At 38.4% G+C, this 12,266-nt stretch carries 8 protein-coding genes; all 8 read right to left on the reverse strand.

Annotation, left to right across the window (positions count from 1 at the left end; translation table 11 throughout):
- Positions 1–54: 54 nt before the first annotated feature.
- The gene (locus AC4IFE_RS08760) at positions 55–2,820 is read right to left on the reverse strand and encodes a multicopper oxidase domain-containing protein (protein ID WP_490756424.1); all 2,766 of its coding nucleotides are present in this window, start codon (positions 2,818–2,820) and stop codon (positions 55–57) included.
- Between the two features lie 89 nt (positions 2,821–2,909).
- Positions 2,910–3,383: a DUF3347 domain-containing protein gene (locus tag AC4IFE_RS08765; RefSeq protein ID WP_490756425.1), complete on the reverse strand. Its 474-nt coding sequence runs from the start codon at positions 3,381–3,383 to the stop codon at positions 2,910–2,912.
- A 118-nt stretch (positions 3,384–3,501) separates the two neighbouring features.
- On the reverse strand, positions 3,502–3,882 hold the full coding sequence (locus AC4IFE_RS08770) for an HYC_CC_PP family protein (RefSeq protein WP_490756426.1): 381 nt from the start codon (positions 3,880–3,882) through the stop codon (positions 3,502–3,504).
- A gap of 187 nt (positions 3,883–4,069) precedes the next feature.
- Complete coding sequence (locus AC4IFE_RS08775; RefSeq protein ID WP_490756428.1) at positions 4,070–6,274, reverse strand: TonB-dependent receptor plug domain-containing protein; 2,205 nt, start codon at positions 6,272–6,274, stop codon at positions 4,070–4,072.
- Positions 6,275–6,452: 178 nt separating this feature from the next.
- Positions 6,453–7,262, reverse strand: coding sequence for a 3-deoxy-8-phosphooctulonate synthase (gene kdsA / locus AC4IFE_RS08780; protein WP_490756429.1), 810 nt, complete (start codon positions 7,260–7,262; stop codon positions 6,453–6,455).
- A 220-nt stretch (positions 7,263–7,482) separates the two neighbouring features.
- On the reverse strand, positions 7,483–8,013 hold the full coding sequence (locus tag AC4IFE_RS08785; protein ID WP_490756431.1) for a DUF1697 domain-containing protein: 531 nt from the start codon (positions 8,011–8,013) through the stop codon (positions 7,483–7,485).
- A gap of 105 nt (positions 8,014–8,118) precedes the next feature.
- Positions 8,119–9,600 carry a DUF8728 domain-containing protein gene (locus AC4IFE_RS08790; RefSeq protein WP_490756433.1) on the reverse strand — a complete coding sequence of 494 codons (1,482 nt, stop codon included), beginning with the start codon at positions 9,598–9,600 and terminating at the stop codon, positions 8,119–8,121.
- Between the two features lie 101 nt (positions 9,601–9,701).
- The coding region (locus tag AC4IFE_RS08795; RefSeq protein WP_490756434.1) for a DUF2723 domain-containing protein at positions 9,702–12,266 on the reverse strand (2,565 nt) is incomplete at its 5' end.

Raw genomic sequence — 12,266 nt, forward strand, 5'->3', positions numbered from 1 at the left:
AACCCGAACTTAGGTTAAACTGTAAAAAAGGCTGCCAAATAAGGCAGCCTTCATTTAGTAAGTTAGGGTAATTCCGGCTCCCCAGCCCATTTCATTATCATAATTTCCGGAAACGGAAAACCATTTCTGTACAATATATCTCAATCCGGTTGAGAATTCTCCGTCTGAATTCAGAGAAAAATTTCCTCTTATTCTTCTGGAAATCGGAATATCTTCCCTGCTCAGCTCCAACAGGACTTTTCCGTTATGATCCACACTGGCATCAGCTGTAATCAGCATAGGTAAAAGATACTGTACCCCAACCATGAAAGCATATTTGTCTTTTGAAGCTTTTTGCTGTCCGAACCATGATTTTTTTCCATGGAATTCCATTCCCATATCTTCTGTCATCTGCCTTTCCATGATCTCATGATTTTTCTGAATTCGGAAACCGGCATACGGAAGTGCCCACTGGAATTTCCCAAGGAATCTTCCGACTTTCATACTTCCTTCAAAATGGTCAAAATCCCAGTTGGAATGAAACTCGTTCTGGTTGGCCCATCTTGGCCCGAACATCGTCATGGTTTCTGCATGTATTTTATTGCTTGCTATATCCAGCATAGCCATTGAGCTGATCATCTGATTGTCTTTCAGGAAATTTTTCCAGGCCAGCTTTTTGTCAGGCAGCTGTGGATTGGGCTTTGAGTTTTCGTAGCTGAATATTCTTCCCATTCCGGCCATCATATGGTAGAGAATATGACAGTGGAAAAACCAGTCGCCATCCTGGTTGGCCGCAAATTCAATGGTATTGGTTTCCATCGGCATGATATCCACTACATTTTTCAGCGGGGAATATTCTCCTTTTGAATTGATCAGCCTGAAATCATGGCCATGAAGGTGCATCGGGTGGCGCATCATGGAGTTATTATACATGGTGATTCTCAGGATCTCTCCTTTTTTAACCAAAATCTTATCTGTTTCGGTGACTGTTTTATTATCCAGCGTCCACAGATACTGATTCATATTTCCTTCAAGGGTAAATTTAAGTTCTCTGACATTTTCACCGCGAAGAATCGTCTTTTCAGGAGATTTTAAAAGATTGTAGGACAGCCTTTTAATCGGTTTTTCTTCCTTCATATCCATTCCCTGGTGATTTTCATGCCCGTTCATAGATTGATCTTCTTCCTTAGTTTTAGCTCCCATCATTTCATTCATGTGCTTCATTGTCATTTTTCTCTGGCTTTCGGAAAGTTCAGGATACATCACTTCATTCATATCCATCATCTGGTTGCCCATCGTCATGTTCATCGGCTTCATATTCCCGCTCATTTCCATCATGCCGTTCATCATTTTCATTCCTTCAAAAAGCATCAGCCTTGGAAGATTGGGCGCCTCCACTTTTTCACCGGAACCCAGCCACAGTGAAGCATGTCCTACCCTGTCCTCTGATGTGGAACGGAATTCAAAACTCTTGTTTTCAGGAATGGTTACCTCAATGTCATACGTTTCTGAAACTCCGATGATGAGGCGGTCAACTTCCACCGGAACCACATCGTTCCCATCATTTCCTATTACTTTTATTTTCCCGCCGCCATAATTCAGCCAGAAATAGGTGGACGATCCTCCGTTCGCTACTCTTAACCTTACTTTATCGCCGGCTTTCAGATTGGAATAGTCAGAGCTTGGCAGTCCGTTAATGAGGAATTTATCGTAATAAACATCGCTCACGTCCATAGCTTCCATCCTTTTCCATTCATTCAATGCTTTTGTCCCGAAATTCCCGGATTTAATGGCTTCCCAGTAACTTTGCACTGCATTTTTTTTAATGGCGTACCAGTCTGTATTGGCCATATGAAGCCTTCTCGCGATCTGCATCGGGTCTTCATCGCTCCAATCGCCCAATAATACAGGGATTTCTTTGGTATAAGACGGTTTAGGATCGCCTTCTCTTTTATTGAATACCAGGATTCCGTTCATTCCTATCTGTTCCTGCAAAGCTTCATGAGAATGGTACCAATACGTTCCGTTTTGAGAAACCCTGAATTTATATAAATGAGTTTCCCCGGGTGTTACGGGCTTTGTAGTAAGGTACGGAACCCCATCCTGTTCATTGGGAAGGATCACTCCGTGCCAGTGCAGTCCCGTATTTTCCTTAAGCATATTGTGGAGATAAATTTCTGCGGTATCTCCTTCTGTGAAGTATAAGGTCGGAGCCTGCAGCTTTCCGTTGATTGCAATGGCTCTCCGGCTTTTTCCTGTAAAATTGACGACCGTATCTTTTACGTAGAGATCATATCTCACTGTTTTGCCACCAAAAGTAACCTTCCCGTTTTCAGAATTTCTTTTGAATACAGGCTGATTTGTTTTTGGTTCTACCGCCGTATGCTGATGTTTTTCTTTTTCAACCAGTTCCATTCCACATTTCGGACACTTCCCCGGTTTGTCTGAAGTGACTTCGGGGTGCATCAGACAGGTGTAAACAACATCAGATTGGGGTTGGGGCTGAGATTTAAAAGGCTTAGGATTAAGTTTTACTTCAGGCTTATTTTTTCTGACTTCTTTTGGCTTTGTATTAACCTTAGCCTTAGGCTGAATTTTAGCATTATCCTTATTGGTCTTAATTTCTGAAGGCTTTTGCACTGCTTTCTTCTCGGGTTGTGGTACAGCTTTAGTTTTTACCACAACAGTTTTCTTTACCAGCGTCATTTTGCACTTGGGACAGTCTCCGGGTTTGGGAGATACTACCTCAGGATGCATTGGACAGGTATAATAGGTTTTCGCTGTTTGTGCGAAAGTAAAGACAGAGAACAAAAGCACCAGAAATATGATAAGTTTTTTCATAATATTCCGAACTTTTTAAAAGATACATAGCTTAAAGCTGATTACAATTCAAGCTATGCAACTTATTGTTTTAAAATAAAATACAATAATTAATTTATTTCTGACTTTACACTTCCGCAAGAAAGCATAGATTTTCCGTAGTAAGGATTAACGATCTGTTTTTCATCGCTTAACCAGCTGGAATCAGCCATTGGACAATATTGTACGTAAACCGGCTTTTCTGAAAGTTTAAACTCTTTTGTCAGGGCGATCATGTTCTCAGAAAGATTGGAAAAGGTTTCTCTCTGAGCGGTAATATTCCGGGCATCCGAGATCACGGTGGCATCTTTTCTTAAAATATTAAGATTACCTTCTGAAACGATTTTATAATCAACCGCTGAAGCTGTTTTGATGAATTCTTCTGCTGCTTTTGAGGTTTTATCCGCATCATCAGAAGCCAAAGCTGATTTGATGGCAATATAATTCTGATACAGTTTTGAAACCTGAGCGTCTTTTTTAGACTGTGCAGAAAGTGAAATAATGGAGAATAAAGATAATGCTGCTGTAATGATATACTTTTTCATTGTTTTAAATTTTAGAATTAATTTTTAATAAAGAATAATTGAAACGCATGCATCATGCGCTGAACCGTGTTGTCCACGAAGGAATGCTCATCTGAACACTACAGACAACAGACGGATCTTAAATTCTAAAATGACAATGATTGATATAGATGGGAACCGGCCTGTACTCGGGCGGCCCGTTGATTCTTATTTGGGTAAATTTTGCAGCTGAAAAAGATTTGTCAACAAAGAAAAACTGTTGTTGCGTTAAAGCCGGAACGATCTGACTTAAAAAATTAATCACCAGCAGATCAGATTTCTGGGAATCATCTGCTTTTACTACTTTAATTTCAGTCTTACAACATCCTTTTTTTTCTTTAACACCACATTTGCCACAGATATCTGAGGTTTTCTGGCTTACGGAAACAAATTCTTCCATACAGAAATGTACACTGAAAGCCGCTCCGGAAGAAAATCCAAAGTAGAAAACAGAAAACAATATGGCAAGAAACTTTTTCATTGATAAGGCAAAGGTAAAAATATCCCGGAAACCGATGTTATAAAATTCTGTATACTTGTTATAAAATTCTGCCTAATGAAAAAACTTCTGAATATTCAGAAGCTTTTTTATTTTTTATATCGCAGATTGAGCACATGTTATTGGCGGCCAAATTCTAATTTCTAAAATCTAACTTCTAACCTCTATCCTACAATTTGAATTCAAGTTTTACATTGAAAAAACGTCCTGTAAGACGTACCGGAACCGGATACATTACACTTGAGTTGTAATCCGTGATCCATTGGTTGGCAACAGTATTGTTAATATTAAATGCATTAAACACCTGAACGCCTAACGTTAATTCTTCAAAATTACCCCAGAAACCGGAACGCTTTTTCTTGTCTTTAGAATCAATGAATACTTTTGAAAGTCCTAAATCGACTCTTTTATAAGCCGGCAATGTTTTCTGATACTGATAAGGATCCGTGAAAACAGGTGCCCCGTTTGGAAGCCCCATCGCATATACCAATGTAAGGTTGACGCGCATTGAAGGGAATTTCGGCATATAATCCTGGTAGAACATCGCAAATCTGAATCTCTGATCGGTAGGTCTCGGAATATTTCCTTTTCCGTCAATATTTTCGTAAACTCTCGCATAACTTGCAGACAACCATGAATCTACACCCGGAACAAATTCCCCGAATAATCTGGTATCGATTCCGTAAGCATAGCCTGAAGCATTATTTTTTCCTGAATAACGGATTCTTACATTATCCATATAATAAGGAATCAGATCATCCATTTTCTTGTAATAGGCTTCTGTAGTCAGCTTGAACGGACGGTCATACATATAGAACTCATAGTCGTTGGCGAGAATTAACTGCATGGAACGCTGAGATTTTATATCGGAATTGAAGTTTCCGTCAAGGTCCTTGATTTCTTTATAAAAAGGTGCCTGGTAATAGATCCCTCCGGAAAGCTTGAAAAGCATGTCCGTATCCCAGTCAGGTTTTATCGCAAACTGGAATCTCGGTGAAAAGATCGTTTCTTTATTAAAGCTCCAGTTTGAAACTCTTGCTCCTGCATTTACAAATACTTTGCTGGCACCCCAGTAAAATTTCTGAGAATACTGAGCATACGCAGAAAGTCTTGAAGGCTCTATTTTATTTTTTCCTGCGATCTGGTAAAACAGCTCCAGATCTCCCGATTCTCCAGTCCGGGGATCATCAATCGGGCGTGGAATACTGTACCCTGCGTTGTCTACCAACTTCCATTCGTTGGTATTGTCATTCAGGTTTTCTTTTTCGTATTTAAATCCGACTTCAATATCGGTATTGATATTGGGAGAGAATTTTGCTCTGAACTGTGTTCCGTATGTTCTTACAAACAGATCGTTTCTCGCATGCTCTATCTGTCCGCCACCATCAAAAGAAGGGTTCGGAGCTCCTGTCACAAGATCAAAAGTCTGGATTTCATAGCTTGAAGCAATAGAATAATATTCTTTTTCTCTGTTCTGGTAGGTAAAGCTGTCCAATGTAAACTTCCATTGGTCTGAGGGCTTATAGTTCAGGGAGAAAGTTCCCATCATATTTTTGTACATATCCTGCTCCCTTCCGCCATAGCCAATGTTTACGGTAATCGGCTGCTGCAGGCTCCCAAAGGTGACACTCTTGGCTTTTGGAACCATTTCATAATCGTTCTTCGAGTAATACCCGATGAACGACATGGAGAATTTATCATTGAGATGGTAGTTGATATAAGACTGGAAATCCCAATAGGTAGGGTTAAAATCCGTATCCTCGTTCAGTGTATTCAGAACTAAATTGGTATTCCTGTATCTTCCTGAAAATAAAGCAGTCAGTTTTTTATTTTTAGATGCCAGACCTGCTGTCAGTCTTCCTCCTATTAAACTTGCTTCCCCGGAAAGTTCAAATTTTTCAGGCTCGCGGTAGTAAATATTCAGGGCTGAAGACATTTTATCTCCATATTTCGGCTCGAATCCTCCGGCAGAGAAATTGACCGTCGAAACCATGTCAGGATTAATGATGCTCATCCCTTCCTGCTGTGAGTTTCTGATCAGAAAAGGCCTGTAGATCTCAATATCATTGATGTAAATAAGGTTTTCATCATAGTTTCCACCTCGTACCATATATTGGGAAGACAATTCGGTATTAGAGTTTACGGAAGGAAGGGTTTTAAGAAGACCTTCAATTCCTCCCCCTATGGTAGCGATTCCTTTTGCATCTTTTGCAGAGATTTTCACATTGGTAATGTCATTTGTTTTCCCGATCACTTTTTTCTGGAAAACGACTTCCTCAATATCGGTAACTCTATCCGCAGTATCTTTTTTTCTGTTTTGAGAGAAAATCAGCACGGGAACCATAAGGCTTAGTGGTAAAACTAGTTTTTTCAAAAGAAATGCTTTAAAATTTCAAACGTGAATATATAAATTTTATTTTAACTTATTTAAACTTTATTTAACATTTCAGATCCTGAAAGTTAAAATCAACCAAATATTGTATTTTAAAAAGTTTCCTTTTCAATATAACATCTGGAAAGCAAATTTTTGAATTTAAATAAGTCTTAAAAAATTATAAGACTGCTTCTCTGACTCTTGTTAATTTTTGCAATAAATCCTCTAATAAATCTAATCTTAACATGTTGGCTCCGTCTGATAAAGCAGTTTCCGGTGTAGGATGAGTCTCAATAAAGATTCCGTCTGCTCCTACAGCAATTCCTGCTTTGGCTACCGTTTCTATAAGATCTGGTCTTCCGCCGGTAACTCCGGAACTCTGGTTAGGCTGCTGCAATGAATGCGTAACATCCAGAATAACCGGTGCATACTCTCTCATGGTAGGAATACCTCTGTAATCTACAATCAGGTCTGTATATCCGAAAGAATTTCCTCTCTCAATAATAGCTACTTTCTGGTTATTGGAATCTGTAATTTTCTGAACAGCAAATTTCATTGATTCCGGAGAAAGGAACTGCCCTTTTTTAAGGGTTACGCATTTTCCTGTTTCTGCTGCGGCCACCAAAAGATCGGTCTGGCGCACTAAAAATGCAGGAATCTGAAGCACATCAACATATTGTGCAGCCAATGCGGCATGCTCATTTTCATGAATATCTGTTGTCGTTGGAATATTAAAGGTCTCTCCTACTTTTCTAAGAATTTCAAGGGATTTTTCTTCACCGATGGTTGTAAAAGAATCTACACGGCTCCTGTTTGCTTTTTTAAAGCTTCCTTTGAAGATATATGGAATATTGTATTTATCTGTTATGCTGATTACTTTTTCTGCTATTCTCAATGCCATATCTTCGCCTTCAATGATGCACGGGCCGGCAATAAGGAAAAAGTTTTTTGAATCTTTGTGATGGATATTATCTAAATACTGGATCATTTTTATATAAATTAAAAAGTTCAGTAAAAATACTTATAAAGTTTCAGAATCGGAAATTATTTGAGATGGAAGATTAGAATTAGGGTTTAGGGTTTAGGGTTTAGGGTTTAGGGTTTAGGGTTTAGGGAAGATAGCAAGTTTTGAAAAGATTAAATCATCGGTTATCATAATTTAATAAAAACATAATAATCTGCAAAATCAGCGAGAATAGCAATCGGTATTATGAACTCATTTTTTTCAGGATCTTTTCGAAAGTATTGATATTGCGGCTGGTGAACTGGTCTTTAAGGCTTTTCTTTCCAAGAACTTTACCAAAAGAAGAATCTAAAGTATTTCCTTTCGGGACCTGCCAGTAAAATATTTCCCCGACGATCTCGGCTTTCTCATTTTCAGTTTTGGAAGCTGCTTCAAATTCTGCATTCAAAACATTTTCTACTCCGGGATTTCCTACAAAGGCGTAAATATGAAGATCATCTTTTTTCCCAAAAGGAATGCTGTTCCAGAAAACCTCCGTTTCTTCCTGTGATTTTATAAATAAGAAAGCTTCATAAGAAAAACGGTCAGACATCGCTTTTTCTAAAATCTTCTTTAAATCTCCGGCGTTTTTATCAGAAGTGAACACAATATTTCCGGAAGCCAGAACTGAGCTTACATCCAGCATTCCTGCGTCTTTAAAAACCTGGCATACATCAGCCATTTTCATATTGGTTCCTTTTACGTTCACACCACGGAGAAAAGCACAGTATTTCATTTTTCAGGTATTAGATAATAGGTATTAGGTTGCAGGGTTTAGGGTATAAGAATGTGTTTCTTCCCTATTTCCCATCAATCTTTAAATCTTGAATTATTCAATCTTTTAATCATTCTTAATATACAAATTATAATCTGTTCCGGATGGCTTAAGATGATAAATTTTTTCCAGGATAGGGTTATCGCTTTTCAGATTATCTTTTATCCTGAATTCTTTCATCAGCTTGTAATGGGTCTCATAATACACGGCATCATTTCCTTCAAATAAATTCTTATAGGAAAGAAGATATTTCGGCTTCCTGCTTTTTACGGTATTGATCCAGTAATGAGCTTTATCTTTTTTTATTTCTGTCTGGATCTGCTTATCTACCAATCCTACTTCATCAATCGTTTTTAATCCTGAAAAATATGGAACATAGCCCGCAGGTTCCAAAAGAATCCACTGGTTTTTATCTTTTTCGAAAGTATCCAAAAACAGTCCGATCTCTCTGCGGTAATTCCATTCTCCGTTTCCTGTTGCAATGGCATGTATGGTTTGGAAAGCCAGCATCGGAACTATATAAAATGTGGCTAATAAGGACAGCCATACATTTCTTTTCTCTTTCTGCTCAAGAACAAAAATAAGGATCGGAACAAAAAGCAGAAGCTGGGGCACCCAGTAGTACCAATCGAATAAGCTTTTTTGAGAGATAAAAATAATCTGCTTTACCCAACCGAAAATAAAAATCATCCATAGAAAATAATTTCTCTTTTCTCTCTGTCTTACAAGATAAATAAAGCACAGCAGCTCAAAGATCAGAATAATGATGGTGACCGGATTGAAGTTTCCCGGAAGTTTAAGCATTCCCCAGAAATTGCCGAAGCTTACCAGAAAATAACTGAGATTTTGTGCAAAAGTGAAATCATGTTCATAAAGAAGCTTTTTGGCTACAATGGTATTATTAACCAGCTCTCCAAAATACAGCCAGTTAAAAGACAAAACGGATAAAACACCCAAAATTCCTCCGAAAACATATGGCCATCTGATTTTTCTGTTCCAAAAAACATCAACAAGAAAGACAATACCTAAAAAGATTACCGTATCAATCCTTGTAAACATGATTAAAATGGGTAAGAGAATCATTGCCCATCTTTTGTTTTTGCTGAAACCGTAATACAGAAGCGCCATTTCCAGAAAGAAAAGTATCCCGTATTCCATTCCAAGAATGGAAATCTTAATGGAAGGCGGTAATATTCCAATCAAAAATATAAAAATAGCTTTATGCCACGGATTCTTAAGGGTCAGATGTGCAAGGAGCAATGTTCCTATGGTAAAAAGTATGGAATTGAAGACCAAAAGCGGTTCAATAAAATATTCTTTACCGAGGATCAGATTGAAAAGGTAGGATACAAAAACATACAGATGTGTGGTAGAAGCTGAAATTTTGGTTTCTCCGTTGAAACCTATTACTCCATAATCCAACAGGTTCTGAGCAACCCTCCAGGTAATGAATGCATCTTCCTGGATATAGTGAGTCAATAAAAAGAGAAGTTTAAAAACAACCGTAAAAATTACGGCATAGATTGGGAGTCTATTATTTTGAGCCATCACGCATTTTTAATGTCACAAATATAATCTTAAATTTATGAATCCCATGACAAAAAAAACAGAACTAAAAGTTCTGTTTTTTTTAATATTTGTTAATATCCTTATTCTGTTGCTTTAATAATCGCCGTGGTGATCTGTTCCTCCTTCTCTTTTGAATAGGTAGAATCAAAAGGCTCCATCACATCAAACAAATACTGGTAGAAAGGTGAAATCTTCTGTATATTTTCAGATTCTTTCCTGGCCTTTTCTTTACCCATCTGCTGAAGATCTTTGAGGAAAGTATTGAACTTCTTATCAATTGGTTCTATAGATTTCACAAGGTAAGCATAAGCTTTTTCGTTCTGTCCCAGCTTTTTATAAGCATCTGTAACAGCGGCTACCACAAGAGAATACTCCATCGGTTTGGATCTCATCTGTCTTCTTGCAAAATTCTGATCAGCTGGTGAAAGGCTCAGATAATAATCATATTCCTCAAAAATACCTTTTTTCAGAAGCTCTGCCAGCTGAAGTCCTTTTTTCTCCTGTCCTGCAATGATATATCCGGTGACCATAGAACTCAATGAACGCGGATCATTAAATTTCTCAGCAGGAATTTCTTTTGAAGCAAGGTCTAATAATTCTATCGCTTTGGCTTTCTGTCCCTTTAATGCCAGTGCTGAAGCTGCTCTGCTTGCTGACATTCTGTAGCTCATAATATTTGAAGTAGCAGTTTCATCAAAATGAGTATTCAGATCTTTAAAATTCCCCCATCTGAAGTTCTTTACAACGTTGTAGAGGGAGTTGGTATCTACCCTGCCCATATCTCCGTCTTCATTAGGAGCGGTATGGATAGGAACCAGTCTGTAACTGAATCCGTCAAACTGAAGATATTCATTCAGGTAGAAAACATTTTCACTGTCATAGATTCCTCCTGATGAGAAGTTGATGGGACGCTTCCAGTCGAAATTAGCCAGCATATCCAGCATGATCAGGTTGTTTTTATAAAGGGTGTTTCCTTTGTAGGTGATCATGATCTGGTTCACAACATCCGGAAGATCTGCCTGGGTGATGATTCCTGCTTTTAAAGCATTTTCTTTGTTGACAGGAAGAATGAATTTATTTACCGGAAGAATATTGTATTTCTCGAATTTCTCTTCCCCGAAATACATTTTCAGAAGCTCATCCTTTTCAGGAGATTTGAATTTAATAAAATCAACAGCCTCTTTCAATGTCAGTGAATCCTGTGTAAGGTATTTTCTGAAAGCTCCAAACTGAGTATCAGGAACACCCTGTTCTTTAAGCATAGAGAAAACGCCTTCCCAGTCTTCTTTTTTCATCATGTAGATCTGGTCGTTTACACCGTCTCTGTAGTCTTCGTGAGTCAGTTCGCTCGGAATTCCTGCTGCATTATATGTTTTTCTTTTAATCTGATCCAGGTTCCATGGAGTTGAAGCAAGGGTAAAGTTAACCACCTTCACATCATCTCTGAATCTTTCTGTTTCCTGGATTGCCCAGACTGGGTATGTATCATTATCTCCATAAACGAATAAAATATCATTCTTAGGAAGTGACTTTAATACTGAATAAGCATAGTCATAAGCAGTATATCTGTTACTTCTGTCATGTACATTGTAGTTCTGGAACCCCATCATAAAAGGCACGCCCAATAAAATGACACCTAAGGCGATGTTTGCTCCGTTAGATTTTACCTTAGACTGGATAAACCATAAAATAGCTCCGGCTCCAAGACCAATCCAGATCGCAAATGCATAGAAGGAGCCTACCATTGCATAATCCCTTTCTCTCGGCTCGAATGGCTTTACGCCTGTGTAGAAAATAATTCCGACACTCGTTAAAACAAATAATGAAAGCAATGCATAGAATCTTCCAAAATCCCTGTTTAGCTGGAAAAAGAAACCGATCAGCCCCAAAATCAACGGTAAAAAGAAGAATTTAACCGTACTTTCATTCTTGAATTTAGCCGGCATTTTATCCTGGTTTCCAAGTAAGGCATTGTCTATAAAAGGAATTCCGGAGATCCAGTTTCCTTTGGTGTTTTCCATATTCCCTTCAAGGTCATTCTGTCTTCCCACGAAGTTCCACATCAGGTATCTTACGAAGTAATACCCATTCTGGAAGGTTATGAAATAATCCATATTCTGAGCCAGTGATGGCTTCTGAACATTGATCAGGTTGTAAGGTTTCACTTTAAGATAATCGGCTGCCGTAATGGATTTGTCTTCATATTTAGCTCTCAACTCATCAAAGATCTGCTTGGCCTGTGGATTGTCTGCCACTTCTTCATTGGCATAATTGAAGGTGAAATCCGGAGCGCCGTACATGGATATGTAGTTTGCCATCACGTCTTTGTCTTCATTGAACATTCTTGGCATTAAGCTGATCTGAGACTGACTGAATGTATAATTGAACCTGTCCCCTGTTTTTCTGTAGGTCCCGGTTTTTTCATCCTTTTCGTAGATCTCACCGGTTTTTTTAGTCTTGAAACTACCATCCTCATTCTTCTCAATTCCGTTCGCATCAAGGAAAGCGGTATAGTTTTGACCGTAAATAGTCGGCCAGTCACCGTACTGCTCCCTGTTATAATAGTCAAGCATACCAATGGCAGTATCAGGATCATTAAGGTTCATCGGAGGATTCGCATTGGCTCTGATAGGAATAACCATCCA

The sequence above is a fragment of the Chryseobacterium sp. UF-81 genome (genome assembly GCF_058245105.1).

Coding starts and splice junctions, on each gene's coding strand:
- AC4IFE_RS08770 (WP_490756426.1), bottom strand. CDS start 3,882: ATGAAAAAGTTTCTTGCCATATTGTTTTCTGTTTTCTACTTTGGATTT.
- AC4IFE_RS08790 (WP_490756433.1), bottom strand. CDS start 9,600: ATGGCTCAAAATAATAGACTCCCAATCTATGCCGTAATTTTTACGGTT.
- AC4IFE_RS08765 (WP_490756425.1), bottom strand. CDS start 3,383: ATGAAAAAGTATATCATTACAGCAGCATTATCTTTATTCTCCATTATT.
- kdsA (WP_490756429.1), bottom strand. CDS start 7,262: ATGATCCAGTATTTAGATAATATCCATCACAAAGATTCAAAAAACTTT.
- AC4IFE_RS08760 (WP_490756424.1), bottom strand. CDS start 2,820: ATGAAAAAACTTATCATATTTCTGGTGCTTTTGTTCTCTGTCTTTACT.
- AC4IFE_RS08785 (WP_490756431.1), bottom strand. CDS start 8,013: ATGAAATACTGTGCTTTTCTCCGTGGTGTGAACGTAAAAGGAACCAAT.